Here is a 22,715-nt window from a genome sequence, read left to right on the forward strand (position 1 = left end):
GCGCCGGGGCTGGCCGGGCCGAGCCGGGCTCCCACCGAGCGCGGCCGGGAACGCAAGAAGGGCGAAATCCGGACGTCCTCTAGAATCCAGTGATCGCAGCGGCGGACGGGACCCGGTGCCGGCCCGGTCGGGTCGGCACCGGGCCGGCCGCCATGTTCCGGCCGTTGGAGGCAGCCCGATGAACGACCTGGACTCGGCCGTCCGCCTGCCGTCCACAGGGCTTGTCGGACGGGACAGGGACCTCGCGTTCATCGACTCCTTCTTCGGCAACTCCGAGGTCCAGGGAGCGGCCCTGCTGCTCTCCGGCGAAGCCGGCGTGGGTAAGACCGCCGTACTCGATGCCGTGGCGACTGGCGCCGCGCGCGACGGCGTACGGGTCCTACGCGCTGCTGGCGTGCAGTTCGAGGCCGACATCAGCTACGCCGGACTCAACCAACTGCTCGTCCCGCTCTTCGACGACTTCGACATCCTGGACGACGTGCACCGCGACGCCCTGCGGGTTGCGGTCGGCATCGGAAGCGGGCCGGCGCCCGACCGCCTGCTCACCTCCACCGCGGCGCTGCTGCTGCTACGGCTGACCTCCGTCCGTACCCCGCTGCTGATCGTGGTCGACGACCTACCGTGGCTGGACCGGGCGACCAACGCCGTTCTCGGTTTCGTGGCCCGGCGGCTCATCGGCAGCCGGATCGGCTTCCTCGGCGCCTCCCGCGCGGGCTCCGACAGCTTCTTCGAGCCCAGTGGCCTGACCACGCGCCGACTGGAGCCGCTGGACGACACCTCCTCGGCCGAGTTGGTCTCCCTCGCGCACCCCGACGTCTCCCCCGCCGTACGGCGCCGCATCGTGGCCGAGGCGCGCGGCAACCCGCTCGCCCTGGTGGAGCTGCCGATGGCGCTGTCCAGCGAACAGCGCACGACCCTGGCGGCGGTGCCCGCCGTGCTGCCCCTGAGCGAACGGCTCCAGGCCATGTTCGCCTCGCGGGTGGCAGGACTGCCCGGCCCCAGCCGGGAGATGCTGCTGATCGCCGCCCTCGACGGGACCGGCGACCTGGCCGCCGTCGAGGCCGCGACGGACGGCCGTGCCTCCGTGGACGACCTGGTCCCGGCTGAGCAGAACCGGCTGGTGACGGTCTCCGCCGACAACCGGCGGCTGCTCTTCCGGCATCCGCTGATCGGTTCCGCGGTGGTGGATCTGGCGACCGCCTCGGAGCGCCGAAGGGCCCACCAGGCACTCGCCGGCGTGCTCGGCGACCAGTTGGAGCGCCAGGCCTGGCACCTCGGCGAGGCCGCCGCGGGCCCCGACGAAACCGTCGCCGCACTGCTGGAGGAAGCCGCGCGACGCCGACTGCGGCGCGGCGACGCCCTCGGCGCAGTGGCTGCGCTCACCCGGGCCGCGGGGCTCAGTCCCGCGGCGGCCGACGAGAGCCGCCGACTGGCCGAGGCGGCCTACGTGGGCGTGGACTCCACCGGCGAGCTGGAGGACGCCACACGGCTGCTCGCCGGTGCCCGCATGGTCCACCCCGCCACTGGGCACGAGTCGCTGCACGCGGCGGCCGCGTCCGCGTTCCTGCTGATCAACAGGGACGGCGACATCGACACCGCCTACCGGCTCCTGGTCGGGGCGATCGAGGCCGGGCAGCACGGCTACGACGCCTCGGACGCGGCTCTCATCGAGGCGCTGCATCTGCTGGTGCTGCTGTGCTGGTACGGCGGCGACGCGAAGCTGTGGCGGCCGCTGATCGCGTTCGTGGACCGGCTCACCCCCGAACCGCCCGAACTGCTCTGGGTGATCATCAAGACCTTCGGCGACCCGGCCCGCACCGGTCCCGGGGCTCTGCCGCGGCTGACGAAGCTGATCGACGCCCTGGGCGACGACCCCACCCAGGTGGTGCGCGTCGGCACCGCCGCTGTCTTCCCGGACCGGCTCGGGGACTTCCGGTGGGCCACCCGTCGGCTGGTCGAGCAGGGCCGCGCGGGCACCGCACCCGTCCGCCGGCATCTGGGCGCGCTGATGCACCTCGGCCTGGACTACTTCCACCTGGGCCGGTGGGACGACGCCGCCGAGCTGGCGGCCGAGGGGCTCAGGCTGTGCGTGGACCACGACTACCGGTTCTTCGCCTGGTACTTCCAGTACATCCAGGCGGCCGTGGCCGGTGTGCGGGGCGATGAGGAGACCAGCGCCGCGCTGACCGAGGAGATCGTCCGCTGGGCGACCCCGCGCGGGACCCACGGCGCACGCTTCTTCGCCTGCCACGCCCGGACGCTGGCCGCCCTCGGCAGCGGCGACTTCGAGACCGCCTACCGGCACGGCAGCGCGCTCAGCACGCCGGGAACCGTTGCCCCCTACGTCCCGATCGCCATGTGGGGCACGATGGATCTGGTCGAGGCGGCCGTCCGGACCGGCCGGGACAAGGAAGCCGCGGCCCACGCCACCGCCGTGCGCGAGTCCGAGATGGCCGGGCTCTCGCCCCGGCTGGAACTGCTGGTGCTGGCCTGCGAGGCGCTGACCACGCCCGGCGAGGCGGCCGTTCCGGTCTTTGAGCGGGCGCTGTCCCTGCCGGGCCCCGAGCGGCGGCCCTTCGACGTAGCGCGGGTGCGGCTCTTCCACGGCGAACGGCTGCGGCGGCTGCGGGCCACGGCGGAGGCCCGGGAGCAGCTGACTCTGGCGCTGGAGGTGTTCCAGCGGCTGGGGGCCAAGCCCTGGGTGACGCGCGCCACGGCCGAGCTCCGGGCCAGCGGCCAGTCGGCGCCCGCCGCCGCCCACCCCGGGACCGTGGCGCTGACGGCCCAGGAGCTGCAGATCGCCACGCTCGCGGCGACCGGACTGACCAACAAGCAGATCGCCGAACGGCTGTTCCTGTCCCACCGGACCATCGGCACGCATCTCTACCAGATCTATCCCAAGCTGGGCATCACTTCGCGCGCCGCGCTGCGGGACGCGCTCTCGCGGCTCGACGGGCACGACGCCGGCTGACCGCGGACTGATCTCGGCGGACAGGGCGACGGCTTCGACGCCGCTCAGTCATTCGACGTATGTCGGGTCCCGGGCTTGCGCGCACTGTGGACGACGGGAGTGGCCGCGTGGGGTGCCACCCGGCACACGAGAGGGGAACGTGATGTTCGGCGCCTCCGGCAGTCATCCGGACATCCACTGGCCGTCGGGTTTCTCGCCTGACCAAGCTCACGGTTTCTGTCAGGCCCAGGCGGTCGTGCACGCGCCGCCCAGCACGACCTTCGCCCTGCTCGCGGATGTGGCCCGGTGGCCGGACTGGGTGCCGGGTGTGACCGAGGTGGGCCCCGGGAGGGTCGAGCACACCTTCGACTTGTGGTTCCACGGGCATCGCTTCGAGATCAGTCTCGGCGAACGCGTGCCGCACACCCGGCTCGGCTGGTCGGGCATCGGCACGGGTGTGCAGTTGTACCAGGCCTGGTTGCTCACCCCGCTCGCGGACGGCACCCACGTGGTGACCGAGAACGTGGTCCGCGGTCCCGTCGCCCGCTCCATCGACGCGCTGACCCCCTTGTGGACGCAGCGCCTCAACGCCCTGTGGCTGGCCCAGTTGAAGAGACTCTCGGAGAACGCCTCGGCACCCGACGCCCCGTAGCGGACATCCCACCCGCGCGATCGGCACCGCCGGCCGACCCTCTTTTCCGCTACGACGACGGGGCCGCGGTCGACACCTCGGTGACCATCAGCCGCGGCGGACTCCCTCCATAAAACGACCGGCCAGGTCGACGCGTTCGGCGAGGGGGGCGTGCGTCTGGCCGAAGTCCATGAACAGTTCATGCACACCCGCCTCGGCGGCGGCACGCGCGTAGTCGATGTACCGGTCGAGCGTGCCCGCCCCGGGCATCCGGTCGGGGTCGGTCCTGCTCCCGGTCAGCTGCGGGTTGACGCGCAGCGCCATCCGCAGGGCGGCCGGGTCGCGCTCCGCCTCGACCACCGCCTTCTGGATGACGTCCCACATGCCCATCAAATGGGGCAACGGCATCGCCACGGGCAGCCAGCCGTCCAGCCGCCGTCCGATCCGCCGTAGGCCTCCGGCGTGAACGCGGCCAGCAGCACCTGCGGTGCGGGCCGCTGGTGCGCCTTGAGACCCACCACGGTCTCCGGAATGGTGAACAGCGGTCCCCGGTGCGAGAAGACGTCACTGGTCCAGTACTTCTCCAGGATGTACAGGGTCTCGTCCAACCGCGCGCCGCGCCCCTTCCAGGGCACCGAGACCGCGGTGTACTCGTCGGGCATCCAGCCCAGGCCCAGGCCGGCGACCGGCCGCCCCTCGCTGAGGACGTCGAGGGGGGTCAGCGAACGGGCCGGCATGATCGGCGACTGCCACAGGCCGTTCAGCGTGCTGGTGCCCAGCCTCACGCGGGTCGTGTGGGACGCGGCGAAGGTCAGCGCCACCAGGGGATCCATGTGGTTCTCGTAGATCCGTCCACAGGGAGTCGTATCCGGCGTCCTGCGCGGTGCGGCAGATCCGGAGGATGCCTTCGGGTGTCGCGTCGGGACCGAAGGTCGGAGGGCCAGACCCAGTTTCATGGGTGTCCTCACAGAGTGACCCGGTCTGGGTCCGTGCCGGTGAGCGGGATGCCCAGCAGCGTCTCCAGGGCGGCGACCGTCCGGGCGGGGTTGATCGCGTGCACGGTGGCGAATCCCAGGTCCGCGGCGGGCGCCAGGTACTGCTCGGTGTCGTCCACGAACACGCACTCCTCGGCGGTCAGGCCGAGTTCACGCAGCACGAGGCGGAAGATCTCCGGTTCGGGCTTACGCGTCCCGTGCTCCCCCGACAGCACGACGGCGTCGTAGCGACGGTGGATGTCGTAGCCGTCGTACAGGTTCCACGGCTCCATGCCGACGGTGTTGGAGACGATGCCCACCCTGATCCCGGCCCGGCGCGCGGTGGCGGCCGCGGCGATCACGGAGGGCTCGGGACGCAGGTCGGCGAAGACACGTCCCATCAGTCCCTCGGGCTCGACGCCGACGAGCCGTCCGGCTGCCTCGTTCCACTGCGTCTGGGTGAGCGCGCCGCGCTCCAGTTCCTCGGTGAGCCGGATGCCCTCGGGGTTCAGGTAGATGCCGGTGAGCAACGCCCCCTCGGGCAGTCCGGCGCGCTTCTCGAAGGCGAGTGCAGCAGGGAGTAGGGGTGTCGTCAGCACACCACCGAAGTCGAGCACGAGGCCCTTGCGGTGCTGGGTCATACTCACACCCTAGAAGGCCGCCCGGACCGGTGTTCCACCAGGGTCGACAGGTGTGTCGGCCAGCGCGCACACGTGCCGCGGGCGCGGGCGGCGTGGTGCCGGAAGGGGTCCGCCCTTTCCGGACCGCTCCGCACACCCCTGTCTCGGGTGCCGGAGCACAGGCGGTCAGCCCTTCAGCCGGTACGGATGTGCGGGGTACACACCCAGCACGCGCACCTCGGTGGAGAAGAAGGCCAGTTCGTTCAGGGCGAGAGCGACGCGGGGGTCGTCGGGGTGGCCCTCTATCTCGACGTAGAAGCGGCTGGCGTTGAGCCCGGCGCCCATCTGGTAGCTCTCGATCTTCGTAAGGTTGACCCCGCTGGTCGCGAACCCGCCGAGCGTCTTGTACAGCGCGCTCGGGATGTTGCGCACACTGAAGAACACGCTCGTCATGGTCGGCTCGCACTGTTCGGGGGCGGACATGGCGTCCCGGGACAGGACCACGAACCTGGTGGTGTTGTCCGGATCGTCCTCGACCTCGGGCCGCAACATCTCCAGGCCGTAGAGTGTGGCGGCGGGCGGGGCGAGGGCCGCGTGCCGCGGGTCACCCAGCTCCGCCACCTCGCGCGCCGCCCCTGCGGTGTCGTCGCTGACGAGGGTGCGCCAGCCGCCCTCCCGCAGCACCTTGCGGCACTGCCCCAGGGCGTGCACATGGCTGCGCACGCACTCCACCACCACTGTCCCGAGAGCGCGTGGCCGCCGGGGACCGGGCGCGCCACCGGGCCCGGGACGCCCGCCCGGGATACGGCGGTGGTGAGCGCCGCCGCCCAGTTCCAGGTACCGGTGAAGGCCTGCCAGGCTGCGGCCGGGTCCGCGTGGCCGTCGGTCTCGAAGAACGCGAACACCTTCGCGAGAGGGGTGTCGGGTCCGAGCAGCCGTAGAAAGTGCGCGTGCGTCGGTGGTGTCATGGTCAGGCGGCTCGTTCGCCGGCTTCGGCGCCGGGGGAGGTCAGCACGACGTTCTCCAGGTCTGCTCCCCGCGCGTAGCGGTGCAGCTGCCGGGCGACGAAGTCCGTGTTCATCGTGGAGAACGTGTCGGTGAAGGCTGCCACGTGCGGTGTGATCAGTGCGCCGGGCAGCTGCCACAGGGGGTGGTCGGCCGGCAGCGGCTCCGGGTCGGTGACGTCGAGGCCGACCCGCAGCCGCCCCGCCCGTACCTGACGGACCAGCGCCGAGGTGTCCACGAGTTCTCCACGAGCGACGTTCACCAGCAGCGTGCCGTCCTTCAGCAGGTCCAGCGCGTCCGCGCCGAACATGCCGCGGGTCCGGCCGGTCAGTGGGGCGCACACCACCACGGCGTCCGCCGTGGGCAGCAACGCGTGCAGGTCCTCCACGCCGTGCACCCGCCCGGCCGGTGTGGTGCGCGCCGTCCGGGCGACCAGGACCGGCTCGCACCGGAACGCGCTGAGCCGGGCGGCGACGGCCGCGCCGACCGCGCCGTAGCCGACGACCAGGACGCGCTTGCCCAGCAGCGAGGACCGGAACTCGGGCCGCCAGGTCCCCTCGGCCTGGTGAGCGGCGAACTGGTCCAGCCCCCGGCACAGCGCCAGCAGCAGGGTGACCGCGAGTTCGGCGGTGGCCTCGCGGTGCACTCCGCGGCCGGTGGCCAGTCGGCATCCGGCGGGCAGGTCGCCCAGCAGCGGCGTCATGTGGGCGTAGCCGGAACTGAGCAGCTGGAGCACGTCCAGGTCGGGCATGAACGGCAATACGGGGCGCAGGACCCGTTCCGCGCCAGGCCTGGGCGGGGCAATGAGGAAACGGACGTCTGCGGGGTCGCCTGGCAGCGGGCCCGAGCCGTCCCAGTGGGAGTAGGAGAACCCGTCGGGCAGCCCGGGTATCCGGTCACGGTGAAAGGGGAGCCAGACGGTCCTACCGTCCTTCATGGTGCATCAGCTTCTTTCCCGCTCTGGTGCCGCGCAGCCCGACGCCTGCATGCCCGGCTCCGCGTGAGAAACCCACCGCACTGTTCGCGATCGATGGTGTGCCGGGCCGTACCGGCCGACATGTGTTTGTGAACCCACTTGATTTGACATGTGTATCACGGGGGCGCCCAGTCACGAATCGTTCGCGCTACGGCTCCGGGAGTCACCGCATGATTCACACCTGGCCCAGGGGATGTGATGGTTCGGCGGGTCGGGCGTTCCGCCACCTCACGAACCGCGCCGGTCGGCACTCGGGCCGGCGCCCCCGGCGGAGGCTAGCTAGGCCTGTGCGGCACGCAGATGACGGCTCACGTCGCCGATCAGGTTGATGCGGACGCGGCGTTCCACGAAGCGCCACTGTCCGTCACGACGCTCGAAGCGGTCGTGGTACCGGCCGCCGGCGATGGGCCCCAGTGGCAGGTCGGGCAGAGCCTGGAGGACGGTGACATAGGCACGCGAGACCGCGGTGCCCGCCTGTTCGTCGACCTCGACGGCGATGTTGGTGGTGACGTGCTGGGTTCGTGGCGTGCCGTCGGCGTACACGATCAGCGTGTCGTGGAACATCTTCTCGATCGCGTCGCGGCCGCTCACCGGCTCGCCGCTGCCCGTGAAGGTGGCGTCGGCGAGAAGGGCGCCGAGTCCCGCGAAGTCCCCGTCATCCACCAGCTCCGCGTACCGGGCGATCAGGTTCTCGACGGCCCGGTGGCTCGGCAGCGGGTCACCGGGGGTGCGGTCGGGCGTGGACATGGTCTCCTCCGGGCGGGGCACGCGATGTGCCGGTGGGCGCCCGCGGTGCTGTGACCGCGGCGAACACACCGGTTCTGACACATATCTTGCCATGCCGAGTGGCAACCGGGCGGAACTCCCGATGGCTTCCGCCGGGTCCGACGCCCGCCACATGTGTGCCGTGCGGGTGTCAGGCCAGCGCGGCGGTCAGCTGGTCCGCCACCTCGCGGGCGGAGGGCATCGCGGCGATCTGGCCGGCGGCGCGGCGGGCGTTGTTGCGGAACGCGATGTCGCCGAGCACCTGGGTCACGGCCTCCGCCACGGCCTGGGGACCGGCCGGTGGCATCACCGCAACGCCGAGGCGCGCGCCCGCGACGGCTCCGGCCTGGAGGAACTGGTCGGCGCCCTGTGGGACGACCACCATGGGCAGCGCCCGGGCGAGGGTTCCCAGCGTCGTGCCTGCGCCGCCGTGGGTGACGACGAGGTCGATGCCGTCGAGCAGTTCGGCGAGCGGTGTGAACCCGACGAACTCGACGTGGTCGAGCCCGTCGCCGTAGTCCGCTGCCGTCGCGGTCAGGCCGAGGGTGACGACGAGGTCGGCCGTCGGCGCGAGGGCCTCGACGATCGGGCGCAGCAGGGCCGGCTGTCCGAAGTGGGTGCCGAAGGAGAGGAGCACCTTGGGTCGGGCGCGCACGGCGAGGGACGACGCGGGGGCGGTCCCGTCCGTCGTGCCGGGACCGCGGTAGGCCTCGGCCCGCAGCCGCAGATGGCCCTGCGGAGGCTGCCAGCCGGGTCCCTGGAGGATCTCGGGGCACGGGTCCACGTACCAGGCGGGGGTGGGCACGGCCAGACCGCGCTCCTTGTAAGCACGCTCGGCGACCGCGTCGAAGACATCGGTGAACTCTGCGGGTATGAGAGGCCCGAACGCATGCTTGGCGTAGGGGACTTCGAGTACGGAGGCGACGAACGGGCCCACGTAGTCGGTGGCCTCGGCGACGATCACGTCGGGCCGGAACTCACGCGCCGCGGCGATCGCCTCGTCCGCGGTGAGGGCGATGCGCGCCCCGGCGAACACCTCGGCGGCGACGGCCGGGTCGGGCGCGGTCGGATCGGGCGCGTCGGCCCTGCGGGCGCCCTCCGCGAGTAGTTCCGGCATCTCGGGCCCGACGGCCAGCAGCGTCAGGCGCTCCGCGTCGAGCATGGGCCCGAAGGCGGCCGAGGTGAGCACGGCCACGTCGTCACCGCGGTCCCGGAACGCACGGGCGAGAGGGAGCAACGGCATCAGGTGACCGTGGGCCGGAGTGCCGGAGAAAAGGATACGCATGGGGGCAGTGTAGGGCTTTGGATGAAGTAACACTTCATCAAATCTCGTCACACCTTGAGCAGCACGGCGGCACACACGGCATCCGTGAGAAAGACACATGCTTCCTCCCAGTCCCAGCCGATCTCCAGCATCCTGAACCAGGACGGCGGCGTCACGAAGTACTCCAGAACCCGGACGGTATTCCCCGCGGTGACACCCGGGCGCAGGGCGCCAAGCTGTTCCAGACGGGCGGCCACCAGCCCGAAGCGCTCCCGCTCCAGTTGCCGGATCCGGTCCAGCAGGGCGGCCACACCCTGGTCCACCGTCGCGGCGTCGAAGAGCGCGGTCATGGTGTGCCTGCGTCGGCGCACCAGGTCGTTGATGCTGCGCACCACCAGCCGCACCACCTCGTCACCGGTCGCGGCGGCCTCAATGGCCGTCAGGACCTCGCCGATGCCGGAGTCATCGGCAGCGCGCTCGGTCAGCGCGGTGACCAGCGCCGGCTTGCTGCCGAAGGCCGCGTAGACGGTGCCCTGGGCGACGTCCGCCTCCTCGGCAATACGTTTGATGGTGATCCGGGCATACCCGTGCTCCGCGAACAGTGCCTCGGCGGTGTCCAGGATGGCCGTCCGAGTCGCCGCGGCTGCGCGGTCACGCACGGTCGAACGGTAAGTGCGGGACGTCATGAGCCCAGTGTAGGAACGACCCCAGCAGAGTGATCGTTCCGGCCGACGGGGGAACCGTCCTTCCCCGGTTCGTGGTTCCACGACCGATGACGGTGCTGTTCCCGGGCGAGAACGGCACCGGCGCCGCGGTCCGGTCAGCTCGTGCCCCTTCAGGGTGGCCAGGGTGATCGCGCTCTGCGGCACGGACGCGTCCTCAACGGCGCTGATCGGGCCGCGGTCCACGACCAGGACGGGGTCCCGGGCGTCAGGAAGACGACCGGGGTGACCGAGGCGACGTGCATGAAGATGTCGCCGTCGGCGTCGCAGCAGGCGCTCTCAAGGCAGGTGCGCACGAGGGTGGGCAGGGTCGCCAGGTCGGGGAGGGAGTTTCGCCGCTGCCGGAGGTCTCCGGGGCCACCGCCCAGTCGCTCGGACCGAGCACGGTGATGGTCTCGCGGGCGTAGTGGCCGATCCGGGTGGTGAGGACGGAGCGGAGGCCCGAGATACCGCCGCGCCGCCGAGGAACCGGAAGAAGGTTGGTGTGGAAGACGCGGCGCCCAGGTCGCTCGGGGAGACCTGGTTCTCGGTGCACAGCACCAGGTTCCGGAGCGCCATGCCGACACCGAGGCCCAGCAGGGTCAGCGCCCGCTGCCGGACGGTCAGCCGTCCCTGTCAGGCCCGTCCGCCAGTCGATTGAGCCATTCTCGGAGGAGGATTCGTTCGCCGGTGCTGAGGGGCACGGTCCCGTCCGGGCCCAGGGCGGCGAGCAGAGCCATCGCGCTGCTCGCCACCGACGTGCCCGAGGCGGCGGCCGGGGCTGTCTCCGGGAGCGGGATCGTGAGGGTGTTGATCACCATGTCCCGGGCCTCACGGGCGTTGCGCAGATCGCGGGCCGGTTCAGGGTGGCTGATCAGGGTGAGGATCGTCCCCACTCCAGTGGAGTGCATGACCTCGGTCGCCCGCTCGACGCTCATCCGCAGCCGCCCGGCGGCGGCGACCTTGGTGATCAGGCGGCGCAGGTCGTCCGCGGCCCGCCGGCCGGCCTGGGGGATGCGGCCGGGGCGGACCTGGCCGTAGACGAGCGAGTAGTACGCGGGGTGCTCGAGGCCGAAGCTGATGTGGAGGTCCCACGCGTCCCTGAGTGCCTGCACCGGGTCGTCGCCGGTGAACAGCGCGGACTTGACCTCCAGGTAGCGCCGGAAGCCGTGCTCGGCCACCGCTTCGAGGAGTCCGTCCTTGTCACCGAAGAGCCGGAAGATCGACGGCGTCGGTACGCCGGCCCGGGCTGCGACAGCACGGGTCGACACGGCGTCCAGGCCCCCTTCCTCCAGCAGGCTCGCGGCTGCCAGCACGATCTTCTGCCGCAGCGTGGGGCCCGCCTGTGCTGGTGCCGTCTCCGTTTCGACCACGGATCGACGATACCATTTACACGAATCAGTGATTCGGATGACGGGACCGGGCCACACCCTGAGTACGGCGCACGCCACCGACACATCGGCATATGTGTTCATGCCCATTCCGGCTACAGGTCGCCGGTCGCTGTGACGGGTCGCCAGTCGCGAAACCGGACACCGGACCAGCCAGCGGCGGCTCCGGGCGGGCTCGCGGTCCCCGCCCGGAACTACTCACAGCCGGGACCCGCAACCAACCAGATACCGGTGCGACAGACCCGCCTGTCGAATCAGCGGGCCGGCCCGTCCGCGAGGTGTTTCTCCTTCAGGTCCGCCAACTTTGCCAGTGTGTTCTCGCGTCGGGCCGCCCGCCAGCCCCTCTTGGCGAACATGCCGTTGAAGAACAACTGGACGCTCTTGACCGGGGGCGCGGCGAAACCGGACGACGTGTGCGGGGCGTACACGATCTCGGGCCCGGACACCTCCAGCCAACCGGTGCAGACACGGTTGGCCAGTCCGACGGCCTGCGGGCCGAAGGAGTGCGCGGTCAGACCGGCCCGGCGGGTGCCCTCGGGCAGCAGGCCGGGGGCGGCCTCAAGCAGCAGCCCGCGTTCGTCATGCCCGGTGACGCGGACCGGCACGACCACCGGATAGCCGTCCGCGCCCTGGTAGCCGACCAGTTGGTGCGGCAGCTTGCCCACCTGGCCGTGCAGCTTTCCGGACGCCACGCGGGGGCCCGTGCCGTTGGCGGGTGCCGACTGCACCTCCGGAGAGTCCGGCCAGACCGCGCCGGAGACGGCCCGCTCGCCGCGCCCCTGCTCGTCGGACCAGGAGACAACCCGCCGTACGGCGATGTCGATGACGATCCGGTTGTCGAGGTAGTCCCGCAGAACCCAGTCCCAGAAACGTCCCCGGGGCATGGCGCCCAGGAAGTGTTCGATGCGCGGCGCGAGAGTGTCGAGGACGTCGGGCGACGGACTCAGCGGCACAGCGGCGACACCCTGCGCGAGGACGAAGTCCCCTGCCTTCCCGAAGCCGTGCTCCCGCGTGTGGTAGGCCATGGCGACACGGGAGTCCCGCAGGATGTGGAAAAGCTTGCCGTTGAAGGCCAACGAGGTGGTCACACCTATCGAACCGGCGTCCCGGTCGACGAGACCGGTCGGCGAGACCGGGATGACCACGCAGCCGCCGGCCGGGGTGCCATAGGCGAGGGCGGTCACTAGGTCGCCGGCCATGGCGTCCTGTGCCGCGTCGGACCAGGCGACGATCCCGGGAGCGGTCCGCTCCGAGGCATTGGGTTCCATCATGCGGGGAATGATAGGGCCGCCGCACACGTGTGACGAACCATCGTCGGGTGGACACGAGGACACATGTCCTGCTGCGGATGGTCGAACGGCCCCAACGGCGGACGGTGTCGACGTGTCGAGCCCGGCCCGCCAGCAGGACCCCCTTCGCTCATGGAGGCGGGTCGGGCGGACTCAACCCATGGACCTGCGGTCAGTCCATGGAAGGGTCAGCGCCCGCCGTATGCGGACCAGGACGCCAGTGGACCCGCAACTACCGGAGGGCCCCACACACACCAACCTCTGCTGCGCCTCGGACCGTGCGTCACCCCTCGGTCTAACGACCGTTCCAGAACCGAGGGGCTGGGGCGGCTGCGGACAGGACGGAGTTCGGCGGGCTGTTGCGGGCGATCAGCGACATGGGGCGGGGCCAGAGCCTGCCGCGGCAGGCGACGCTCAGCGAGCTGATGGACGCCCTGATGTCCCCTGCCCTGCTCCAGAGGGAGCAGCACCCGCCGGCCTGGAAGGCGGCGTCAGTAGCCGGTCCCGAAGCGAGCACCTGCGGTTTCCTCCCGGCAGCGGGCAAGCTGCATGTGAACTGCCTGGTTCTGTAAGTCTCATTCCACTGAGATGGGAGGAGGCAAGAGAGCCTTCCCACGGTCCGCCGGGAAGCCTCGCCGCAGAACAGGGGTCATCGATGAACGCGCAGACCAGGGTCTCCTCGCTCACCGCAGGTCAGGAGGGGCCTGGGACGTCGTCTCCGGTCACCCCTCCGCCTGCGGCACCGCCGGAGGACACGGGGCTCGTCGGCCGCGACGGCGAACTGCGGGCGCTCGGCGACTTCCTGCGCGAGGCGACGACCCACGGCGCGGCCCGTGTTCTGTCCGGGCACGCCGGTTCGGGCAAGTCGGCGCTGCTGGAAGCCACGGTCCGTGCGGCGACGGCCGCCGGGACGCGGGTGCTGCGCTGTGCGGGCATCCGGGGCGGCGGCCAGGCCGACCTGTCGGGTCTGCGCCAGATGGTACGGCTGCTGCTGAGCGCGCCGGGCCCGACCCCGGCCGAGGGGCTGAACGCGCTGGACCTGCTGCTGGTCGACGGTACGCCCGCCCCGGGCCAACGGTCGCGGCTGTCGTTCGCCGTCCTGGAGGTCCTGGAGTCGGTGAGCGCCGGGCAGCCCCTGTTGGTGGCCGTGGACGACTGGGACGCGCTGGACGAGTGCAGCAGGGACGTGCTGTCCTTCGTCGCCCGGCGTACCGGTGGCCACGCGCTGGCCCTGCTGATGACCTCGCGTCCGAAACGCACCCGCCTGGCGCCCCTGGCCGGCGTACCCGAACTGCCGCTCGGTCCGCTGAGCTCGGCCCAGTCGGCCCAACTACTGGCGACCAGGCGTCCGGGTCTGGACGCGCAGGCCGTGCGCGAGCTGCTGGCGACCGCGGTCGGCAATCCGCTGGCGCTGCTCGAACTGCCCGCCCGCCGCGAGGACGCCCTGCCCTGCGTGCCCGCCTCGTCCGACCGGCTGGCCGCCGCCATGGCGCCCGGCGCCGCGCGTCTGCCCGCGGGGACCCGGGACCTGCTGCTCGTGGCGGCACTGCACCCGACGGGTGACCTCCCGCTGCTGCTGTCGGCCGCCTCCCGGGTCGGCGATACGGAACGGGGCTTCGCGGACCTGGAACCCGCCGAGCGCGAGGGCCTGGTGGCGTTCGATGGGATGCGGCTGAACTTCGCCCACCCCGCAACCGCGGGGGCGGTGGTGCATGGCGTCCCCACGCAGCGCCGCCGTGCCGCGCACGCCGCCTTGGCCGCCGTACTGGCGGAGGGCTCGGTGCGCATGCTGTGGCACCTGTCGCAGGCGGCCGAGGGCCCCGACCCGGAACTCGCCGGCCGGCTCGAAGCGGTGCACGGCCACGCCCTGGAGCAGTGCGAGCCGCTGACGGCGGTACGACTGCTGCGCCGGGCGGCCGAGTTGCACCGCGCGCCCGAGGAGCGGGGCCGCTGTGCCCTGCGGGCGGCCCAGCTCGCCCATGTCCTCGGGCTGGAGCGCATGACCCGGACGATGGCGCACCGCGCGCTGCACCTGCCGTCGGGCCCGCTGGGCACGCTGTGCGCCGAGGTCCTGGCACGCACCGGCGACGAGCACCCGCCCGCGGACCCGGCCTCCTGGCCCGCGCCGGTCGGCCCGGCCGAGCAGGAGAACGCGCTGGAACTGGCCCGTATCACGGCGCCCGAGGTCGCGGGCGACGACGCGCGCGCCAGGGCGCTGCTCGCTTTCCTGGACGGCATGCCGGACCGGGCGGACGACCCTCGGCTGCTGCTGGCCGTGGCCACTGCCGACCCGGTCCGCCGGGCCGCAACGGTCCTCGCGGGCGTGTCCGCGGTACGGCGCCTCGCGGATGTGCCGGTAGGTGACCTCGAACGTCTCGGTGAGGCGGCTCTGCTGGCCGGTGACCCGCTCAGGGCGCTGGACCTGTACCGGCAGGCCGAGCGCCGCCACCGCTTCCACGACGTACCCGACCAGCTCCCCCGGGTCCTCCTGCGGCAGGGCCTCGCACATCTGGCGATGAGCGCTTGGGGACAGGCCGGTCACGCGTTCGCGCGGTGTGCGGAGATCGCCGAGGACCACGGTCAGGACGACGACACGGCCGCGGCCCGCCTGCTGTCGGAACTGGTACAACGACTGCGCACCGGCGGGACGGTCCGTCCGGGCAGCGCCAGTGAGCTGGCGTCCGCCCGGCGCTCGGTCCGTTCGATCGACACGATCCTCGCCGTCGGCACGGCCTGCGCCCTGGCGGAAGGGAGCGACTTCGAGGCCGCCTTCGCCGCTCTGTCGTCCCTCCTGTCCGCCCCGCGGGTCAGCGCGGCGGTCCTGTTCGCGCTGGTGCCCTTCGCGGAGGCCGCGGAGGCCGTGAACGCCGCTCAGGAGGCGCTCTTACTGCTCGATCCGCTGGAGGAGCGGCTGGGCGGGGAGTGCGCGCCGGGGATCGCGGTCCAGTTCGCGGTGGCGCGGGCCGTCCTCGCCGACGGCAAGGACGCAGACACGCTGTTCGAGCGGGCCTTCGCTGAGGATCTCTCCGGGCGGCCCTGCCTGGGGGCGACGCTGCGGCTGGCGCACGGGCGACGGCTGAGGCGCAGGCGACAGTTCGCCGAGTCCCGTACCACCCTGCGGCAGGCGGGGGCCGACTTCGCGATGATGGGCGCCGAGGCGCGGGCGGTACGGATCACCGCCGAGCTGCGGGCGTCCGGCGAGCGGACGGACAGCGGCACGCCGGGCCTGCCCCGTCGGCAGACGCCCCAATGCCTCCTATCCGCCCAGGAGCTGCGGATCGCCGAACTCGCCGGCCGGGGGCTCTCGAACCGGGAGATCGGCGAGTTGCTCGACCTCTCGCCGCGCACCATCGGGGCGTATCTCTACCGCATCTTCCCCCGGCTGGGCGTGACGGCACGGTCACAACTCGCAGCGGTCCTGAAGGAGCACGCGGTGGCCTGACCGACCGGCCCGCCCTCCTCCCCCTACTCTGCACCGAATCTCGCCGCGAGTTGGGCGCGGGAGGTGACGTCCAGTTTCGGGAAGATCTGGTACAGGTGCGAGGCGACCGTACGGGGGGACAGGCGGAGCTGCTCACCGATGGCACGGTTGGTCAGTCCCCGGGCGGCCAGGCGGGCGATGGTCAACTGCTGGGGTGACAGCACCTGGGAGACATCGTCCGTAGCGGGCGGTCCGGCAGCCGCCCGGCCCGTCGCCCTCAGCTCGGACGCCGCCTGCTCCGCGCGGGTCCGCGCGCCCAGGGCCCGGAACAGCGACTCGGCCGTGGCCAGCGGGGTGCGCGACACGGTGACACGGCGCCGCCGCCGGAGCCAGGCGCCGTAGCCGAACTGGGTCATGGCGTGCAGCAACGGCCACGCCTCAGCCCCCGGCTCCAGTGCCCGGCGGTAGCGGTCCTCCGCCTCCTTGTCGGGAGCGAGGACGGCGTCGGCGTAGGCCAGGATGCGGTCCAGCAGTGGCGCGCGCCCGTCCCGGTTCAGGGACGTGATGTGTGCGACGACGGCCCTGGCGTCGGCGGTCTCCCCGGCGTGCGGCGCGGCCTCGGCCAGGAAGGCGAGGCCCCAGAATTCCTCGTAGGCGTACGGCGTCGCAGGTTCGGCGAACAGGGAGCGCAGTCGGGCGTAGGCCTCTGCGTACCGGCCGGTGCCGGACGCGGTGAGCGCCCGAGCCAGCGCGGCCATGCCCGACTGCCGGCTCTGGCCCAGGCGCAGGGCGGCCTCCTCGACCTCCGCGGCGCGCGCCAGCGCCCGTTCGTGTCGCCCCCGCAGGGCGTCGACTAGGCCCAGCGTCGCGGTGGCCCTGGCCGCCCAGTCGGGCTGCCCGGTCCGGTCGGCGATCGTCCGCCCCTCCTCGGCGAGGACCCGGGCGGTGTGCCACCGGGTGCCGAGCCAGATCTGCCCCATCGCCCGCGAGACGAGGATTTGCGGCAACCGTCCGTAGCGCCCTTCAGCGCGAACCGCCGCCTCCGCCTGCTCGAAAAGCGGTGCCGCCCGGTCGAGATCGGCAATTAGGTGGGCGACCTGCCCGAGCAGGACCGCTTCCTCCCCGTCCGGGGCTTCGGGATCGGTGGGCTGCGGGCACGTCGACCGGGACACCGGCACACGGTCGGCGCTGAGGTGCTCAACCTGCCCGCGCAAGGTCGCGCCTTCGCCGTCCGGGGCTTCGGAGGCAGGGTGCGGGCACGTCGGCCGGCACACCGGCACGCAGTCGGCGCCGAGGTGGGCGATCTGACCCGGCGAGACCGCTTCGTCGCCGTCCGGCATTTCGGGAGTGGGGCGTGGGTACGTCGGACGGGGCACCGGAACAGGGTCGGTCAACGCCATGATGACGAGGTCACGCGCGTCCCGGGGCGCGGACCGCAGGTCCTCGAACGCCCGTCGGACCATGCGGCGTTCGTCGGGGCCGGCCTGCTGCCACCAGCACCGGCGGGCCGCCGCGTGCAGCAGTTTCTGGGTGAGCGCCGGGTCCTGGTGGGCCACGGCGCGTGCCGCCTCGCACAGGTCCGTGATCCGCTCCTTCCCGACTATGCCGTTGCCGGGCAGCAGGTCATGTATCCACAGCAGCAGGGCACGGCCGTACGGGCCGAGTTGGGCCGGGTCGATCCGGCGGGCGTGGCGCAGCGCCTGTTCCACCAGGCCGTGGTCGCAGGCGAGTTCGGCGGCGCGCAGCAGCCGGGCCGCCCGGTGTCCGGGATCGGGGGAGAACCGGGCCGCGTCTTCCAGAGCGGCCAGGGCCACGAGCACACCGGTGCCGGAACGGGGACCGTTGGCCAGGATCTCCAGCTTCCGGGCCAGTTCCTCGTCCGGACCCGCGGCGCACCGGGCCGCGTGCCAGGCCGCGTGCGGCGGGCTGGCGAGGCTCTGCCCCAGCGCGGCGTGCGCGGCCATCCGCCGTGCCGCCGACTCCAGATGCACCACCGCGGAACGGACCAACGGCAGGGGAAACAGCAGCAGCCCGCGCCCCTCACCACCATCGGCATCTACCACCCCGGCGACAACACCGGCTGTCTGCGCGGCATCCGAGAGTCCGGTCGGGCCAGGGGTTTCGGGAGTCTGAGCGGACACGGGGGCTTCGCTGACCTCAGCGACCCCCGTGGCCTCCGGAACTCCGAGGATCTCCCTGACGTCCTCGACCTCGCGGACCTGGCTGACCTCGGTAGCCAACTCGACCTCGTTGCTTCCGGAAACCTCGGTGAGGAGTCCGCGCGTCATCGTCTCGGTGAGGCCAGTGCGGGCCGTATCGGGGCTGCCCAGGAGCAGGGTGCTCGCGGCCAGAATGCCGTGTGCGGAGGGGGAGGCACTCAGGGCCGCGACGAGCAGGACGGTGCGGGCCGCGGGCGACAGCTCGCTGAGGTCTTCCGTGTACGCCTCGGCCAGGCGTGGTGTCGCCGGGAGCATGCCGAAGCCCGCCGTGTCGCCGAGCGGACCGGGGCCCAGCGAGAGTTCGGTGAGCGCGAGCGGGTTACCGCGGGCCACGGCGAGGACGAGTTGCTCCTCGGTGTATCCGGTGACCCGTCCGGCGCGGGCGAGCAGTGCGCGGGCCTGCGGGGCGGGCAGCTCTTCGAGTGTGACGGTCAACGGGCACGGGGCCGGGGCTGCCCGCCGGGTGCCGGGGGCCGCGCGCTCGGCCATCACCATGCCCACACGTGTATCGTCGCCGCAGATTCGGGCCAGCGCGTTCAGGACGTCGCGGCTCGCGGCGTCGAGCCGGTCGAGGTCGTCGACGCACAGCAGGACCGGCTCCGGCACCGTGGCCAGCAACCGCAGTGTGGCGGTCGCCAGGTCCGCGGCGTTCGCCGCCGTCGAATCGCCGCCGAACGCGGTGTCGAGTACGGCGCGCTCCGCGGCCGGAAGGTCACTGAGGCGGGCCAGTTCGGGGCGGAGGAGACCGTGCAGCGCAGCGTACGGAAGAGCACGCTCGGCGGGTGCCCAGGCCGCAGACAACACACGTATGCCCTGGCGTCGGGCAGTCACCGCCGCGAAGTGGACGAGCGCCGACCTGCCCGTGCCCGCGACACCACGGACACGGAGCACCTGTCCGCCTCGGGGCAGGGCGGCCAGCACCGCGTTGACCTGATCCTTCTCGTGCTCACGGCCCACAAGTCCGTTGTCGCCCGGACTGATGTCGTTGGAGTCGATGTCGTTCAAGCCGATGGTCGTCCTCACTCCCCGCCCTCCAGCCTCTCCCAGCCGGCCCGAAGATGTGTCCAGTACCCGTTCTCGGCGGCTTCCGTCCGCATACGCACTCGCATGCATGTGTTCAACACTGATATGTGTCCCTAACGCCCGTCCGAGGGCCCGTGTTCCATGCCGGCCGAGAGACAAAGGTCGCGGATGCTGACAGCCGTACCCCATCGGAGACGTCGGAAGACCCAGTCGATCGGATGGCACTCCCGTGCGTCGGGCAACTCCACCACGAGAGGCAGTGGCAGGTCCGTGACCTGCACGGTCAGTGCGCGCCGCCAGACCCCGCCGGCATGCCGGGTGAGGATCTCACCGATGTAGCAACCGAAGGCGACGAGCGATTCGGCCATGTCCTCACCGGTGACACCCTCCGCCCTGAAACCGTCGACGATGTCCTCCACCAGCAGGATGCTCTCCGGACTGTAGTCCAGTTCCGCACCACTGATGTCGGCCGCGGTCGCGACGATGGCAGCGGCGTGCCGGGCCGCGTTTCCGGGCTCAAGTGGGGGGTTCAGGTGCACCTGCATGTTGGTCCTCGGGCTGTTGCCGTCAATGTGGACGAGGCTAATCGCACTACGCCGGACGGAGCATGCCCCCACCGGTATCGATATGGAACCCGGTCGACGAGAGTCCGAACAACATGGATCGCCACAAACACCACAAAGGACTCCACGACTCCATGTGTGCAGTCGATCGACTCATGCCGTGGGGTGTTCGTCGTGTCAGAGTCGGCGCCGTGTTCTGTTTCTCCGCATCCAGGGCCCCGGACCGGGCAGCCCCGCCACACCTCGGCCCATGTCCTCCTCGCTCCCGCGTGGGGACCTCTCCGACGAAGGGATCCTCTGGTGGCGCGCCCACGTGAGTTCGACACCGATGTGGCGGTGGAGCGGGCCATGGGCCTGTTCTGGCAGCTGGGCTACCAGGCCACGGCGATGCCGCGACTGACAGCGCTGCTGGGCATCGGCAGCGGCAGTCTGTACGCGGCGTTCGGTTCGAAGGACGGCCTCTACGCCCGCGCGCTGGAACGCTACTGCGACGGTCTGGTCGCGGCCCTCGACCGGGACATGCGGGCCGGCACCGACATCCGTACGGCACTGCGCGGGTTGCTGATCACGATGACCACGGCCGACGTGGCCGATCCCGAGCGGGGCTGTCTGCTGGTCAGCGCGGTCACCGAGCGCGCGGGGCACGCCGACACGGTGGAGCGGGTGCGGCTGACGGTGACCGCGATGGAGTCGGTGCTGACCGAGGCACTGCGCCGGGCGCGGGCCCGCGGTGAGCTGAGCGGCGAGCACAGTCCGGTGGAACTCGCCCGTTTTCTCACTACGTTCATCCAGGGGATACGTGTCATGGGCCAGGCACGTGCAGACCGTGCTTTCCTGGAATCGGCCGTCAGCGGGGCGCTGCGGGCGCTGGACTGAGTACACCCGCCCTCCGGTCTTTGGGGCGGGAACTGAGGTGTGAGTCCCTTCGATCCCTGATTCGTAGCCAGAACACTGACATATCTTTCTGTTACGGGCTTTCCGTTCATCCTCGGCGGCGGGCCCGCGACGCGTCCGCCTTGGCGCGGTTGCCACAGGTCCGCATGGCGCACTACTCGCTTCGGCGGCCCCTGGATCGCCGCGGCGGGCAGGGGCCGGTCGGCGAGACGGGCCCCGAGAAGTACGTAGATCGCTTCGCGCAGCGTGACTGCGGCACACAGGTCAGCCTGGCCGGAGAGCCGGGTCCGCGGTCGAGCAGTCCGGACTCGACGAACCAGGAGTCGAGGAGTGCCGGGGTGGTGATCTGCTCGATGGGAGCGGGTGTGCACCTTTCAAGAGTAACCAGCTTGACGGGTGACGGGGATGCGTGCGAGCCTTCCGTCACCGGTCAGAACAGTTACTTCTCGGTGAGGGCAACCCATGGCAGTCATACGCATCCACCTCGTCTCCAAGCTCGCCCCCAAGGACGTCCTGGGAGTGCTGACCGACTTCGGTCCCTCCCGTGCCGAGTCCTGGCCCACCATCGACGCCGACCACTTCGAGGTCCACGACCTCGGCGACACCTGGGCTGAGGTCACCGAGGGCACCGCCGCCGCCTGGGAGCGGGCCCGCTACGAGTGGCAGCCCGGCGGCGACACGGTCACCATCACCACCCTCGACTCCAAGCTCTTCGGCGCGGGCGGCGGCTGGGTCTTCAAGATGACCCCGGAGGGCGACGGCACCCGCGTCGACGTCGAGCTGACCCGCCGGCCCACCACCGTCAAGGGCAAGATGCTCGCCTCCCTGCTCCCGCTGGTCGCTCCCGGCTCGCTGCGCAAATCCTTCGCGGGTCCTCTTCAGGCCAAGTGACCCCACCACGAAGGGCCGGCAGCCGAGGCTGCCGGCCCTTCGTCATGTCACCGTGGAGCAGGGTCAGTTCGCGGCGCCCAGGTTGGCGGTGTAGAAGTCGGTCAACTTGGCGACGGCGGGGTCGACGTACTCCTTCTTGTCGTAGAGGTCGACGTGGCTCGCGTCCTGGACCCAGTGCAGCTCCTTGGGACCGGTGGCCCGCTGGTGGATGTCGACGGCCATCCACGAGGTGACGGCGCGGGCGCCGATGATCTGGAGCAGCGGGCGGTCACCGATCAGCGGGACGGCGTGGAAGGCATCGAAGGAGGCCATCCTGTCGACGCTCTCCCAGACGAAGAACTTCGCGGAGCGCTCGTGCGCGCCACGGGGCGTGCAGTAGTACTCGAAACCCTCGACACCGTGCTCCCCGCCGAGCGCGCCGGCCTGCTCGGCCGACTCCGGGAAGACCGGCAACGCCGGGGGCTCCGCACCGCGGGCGGTGGCCGTACGGGCCTGGGCGGCGGCGTCCAGCATGCCCTGGAAGACGGCGGGGTCCTGGGTGCCGTCCGCGCCGAAACGGAACTGCCGGGCGACGTCGACGCCGCTGACCGTGGCCACTGCCTTGACCCGGTGGTCACCGCCGGTGGCGCTCAGGGCGTAGCCGCCCGAGGCACAGATGCCCAGCACACCGATGCGCTGGGGGTCGACCTCCTCGCGGGTACTGAGGAAGGAGACGGCGGCCTTGATGTCCTCGACCCTATGGGCGGGGTCCTCCAGACCGCGCGGCAGACCTCCGGACTCGCCCTGGAAGGCGGCGTCGAAGGCGATGGTGACGAAGCCCTGCTCGGCCAGTCGGGCGGCGTACAGGCCGGCCGCCTGCTCCTTGACCCCGGTGCCGGGGTGACCGACGACGATCGCGGGCCGCGGGCCGGCCGTCGGCGCGTCGGGGAGGTATAGGTGACCGGCGATGTCGATGCCGGCGCTGTCGAACGTGACACTGGTCCTGGTCATGAGGGGCACTCTCCTGAGGATGACGTGAAATCCGTGACCGCCACACCGATCGGTGGGCTCGGTGTCCGCGCCGTCAGCGGCGGGCACAGATCCACCATGCGTCCTCCCGTCCTCGTCCGGGAGAGGCAGGTTTCTGCCCGGGAAAGAA

The 22,715-nt window shown here is 71.6% G+C and carries 18 protein-coding genes and 1 pseudogene; 6 read left to right on the top strand and 13 right to left on the bottom strand.

Annotation, left to right across the window (positions count from 1 at the left end; translation table 11 throughout):
• Positions 1–178: 178 nt before the first annotated feature.
• Positions 179–2,971 carry an AAA family ATPase gene (locus ABZ453_RS08220; protein WP_359012795.1) on the top strand — a complete coding sequence of 931 codons (2,793 nt, stop codon included), beginning with the start codon at positions 179–181 and terminating at the stop codon, positions 2,969–2,971.
• Positions 2,972–3,113: 142 nt separating this feature from the next.
• Positions 3,114–3,602: an SRPBCC family protein gene (locus ABZ453_RS08225; protein WP_359012797.1), complete on the top strand. Its 489-nt coding sequence runs from the start codon at positions 3,114–3,116 to the stop codon at positions 3,600–3,602.
• Between the two features lie 87 nt (positions 3,603–3,689).
• On the opposite strand, the gene ABZ453_RS08230 is transcribed toward ABZ453_RS08225, so the two are convergent.
• The 10 genes and pseudogenes from ABZ453_RS08230 to ABZ453_RS08275 all read right to left on the bottom strand — a co-directional run bounded on the left by ABZ453_RS08230 (position 3,690) and on the right by ABZ453_RS08275 (position 12,548).
• Complete coding sequence (locus tag ABZ453_RS08230) at positions 3,690–3,965, bottom strand: hypothetical protein (RefSeq protein ID WP_359012799.1); 276 nt, start codon at positions 3,963–3,965, stop codon at positions 3,690–3,692.
• Between the two features lie 5 nt (positions 3,966–3,970).
• Positions 3,971–4,414 carry an LLM class flavin-dependent oxidoreductase gene (locus tag ABZ453_RS08235; RefSeq protein WP_359012801.1) on the bottom strand — a complete coding sequence of 148 codons (444 nt, stop codon included), beginning with the start codon at positions 4,412–4,414 and terminating at the stop codon, positions 3,971–3,973.
• A 131-nt stretch (positions 4,415–4,545) separates the two neighbouring features.
• Positions 4,546–5,196, bottom strand: a complete 651-nt coding sequence (locus ABZ453_RS08240) for an HAD-IA family hydrolase (RefSeq protein WP_359012803.1) — start codon at positions 5,194–5,196, stop codon at positions 4,546–4,548.
• Between the two features lie 165 nt (positions 5,197–5,361).
• Positions 5,362–5,907, bottom strand: a pseudogene (locus tag ABZ453_RS08245) (prephenate dehydratase domain-containing protein); the annotation flags it as partial.
• A gap of 238 nt (positions 5,908–6,145) precedes the next feature.
• Entirely contained in the window at positions 6,146–7,117 is a 972-nt protein-coding gene (locus ABZ453_RS08250) for an NAD(P)-dependent oxidoreductase (protein ID WP_359012805.1), read from the bottom strand.
• 318 nt (positions 7,118–7,435) lie between these two features.
• Positions 7,436–7,903 carry a nuclear transport factor 2 family protein gene (locus ABZ453_RS08255; protein WP_359012807.1) on the bottom strand — a complete coding sequence of 156 codons (468 nt, stop codon included), beginning with the start codon at positions 7,901–7,903 and terminating at the stop codon, positions 7,436–7,438.
• A 169-nt stretch (positions 7,904–8,072) separates the two neighbouring features.
• On the bottom strand, positions 8,073–9,206 hold the full coding sequence (locus ABZ453_RS08260) for a glycosyltransferase (RefSeq protein WP_359012809.1): 1,134 nt from the start codon (positions 9,204–9,206) through the stop codon (positions 8,073–8,075).
• A 47-nt stretch (positions 9,207–9,253) separates the two neighbouring features.
• Positions 9,254–9,871 carry a helix-turn-helix domain-containing protein gene (locus ABZ453_RS08265; RefSeq protein WP_359012811.1) on the bottom strand — a complete coding sequence of 206 codons (618 nt, stop codon included), beginning with the start codon at positions 9,869–9,871 and terminating at the stop codon, positions 9,254–9,256.
• Positions 9,872–10,509: 638 nt separating this feature from the next.
• Positions 10,510–11,259, bottom strand: a complete 750-nt coding sequence (locus tag ABZ453_RS08270; protein WP_359012813.1) for a TetR/AcrR family transcriptional regulator — start codon at positions 11,257–11,259, stop codon at positions 10,510–10,512.
• A 272-nt stretch (positions 11,260–11,531) separates the two neighbouring features.
• Positions 11,532–12,548, bottom strand: a complete 1,017-nt coding sequence (locus ABZ453_RS08275; protein WP_359012815.1) for a hypothetical protein — start codon at positions 12,546–12,548, stop codon at positions 11,532–11,534.
• A 377-nt stretch (positions 12,549–12,925) separates the two neighbouring features.
• On the opposite strand from ABZ453_RS08275, the gene ABZ453_RS08280 reads away from it, so the two are divergent.
• Complete coding sequence (locus ABZ453_RS08280) at positions 12,926–13,138, top strand: hypothetical protein (RefSeq protein ID WP_359012817.1); 213 nt, start codon at positions 12,926–12,928, stop codon at positions 13,136–13,138.
• 83 nt (positions 13,139–13,221) lie between these two features.
• Positions 13,222–16,008 (top strand): AAA family ATPase, encoded by a 2,787-nt coding sequence (locus ABZ453_RS08285; protein WP_359012819.1) that lies wholly within the window; start codon positions 13,222–13,224, stop codon positions 16,006–16,008.
• Positions 16,009–16,031: 23 nt separating this feature from the next.
• Here the strand turns inward: ABZ453_RS08285 and ABZ453_RS08290 are convergent, their stop codons facing one another.
• Positions 16,032–19,211, bottom strand: a complete 3,180-nt coding sequence (locus ABZ453_RS08290) for a LuxR family transcriptional regulator (protein WP_359012821.1) — start codon at positions 19,209–19,211, stop codon at positions 16,032–16,034.
• 131 nt (positions 19,212–19,342) lie between these two features.
• Positions 19,343–19,774, bottom strand: a complete 432-nt coding sequence (locus ABZ453_RS08295; RefSeq protein ID WP_359012822.1) for a hypothetical protein — start codon at positions 19,772–19,774, stop codon at positions 19,343–19,345.
• 318 nt (positions 19,775–20,092) lie between these two features.
• On the opposite strand from ABZ453_RS08295, the gene ABZ453_RS08300 reads away from it, so the two are divergent.
• Entirely contained in the window at positions 20,093–20,668 is a 576-nt protein-coding gene (locus ABZ453_RS08300; protein ID WP_359012824.1) for a TetR/AcrR family transcriptional regulator, read from the top strand.
• A 480-nt stretch (positions 20,669–21,148) separates the two neighbouring features.
• Positions 21,149–21,577 (top strand): hypothetical protein, encoded by a 429-nt coding sequence (locus ABZ453_RS08305; RefSeq protein ID WP_359012826.1) that lies wholly within the window; start codon positions 21,149–21,151, stop codon positions 21,575–21,577.
• Positions 21,578–21,640: 63 nt separating this feature from the next.
• Here the strand turns inward: ABZ453_RS08305 and ABZ453_RS08310 are convergent, their stop codons facing one another.
• Entirely contained in the window at positions 21,641–22,567 is a 927-nt protein-coding gene (locus tag ABZ453_RS08310; RefSeq protein ID WP_359012828.1) for an alpha/beta hydrolase, read from the bottom strand.
• Between the last annotated feature and the right edge of the window lie 148 nt (positions 22,568–22,715).

It is taken from the genome of Streptomyces sp. NPDC005799 (assembly GCF_040630525.1).
Classification (GTDB): domain Bacteria; phylum Actinomycetota; class Actinomycetes; order Streptomycetales; family Streptomycetaceae; genus Streptomyces; species Streptomyces griseorubiginosus_B.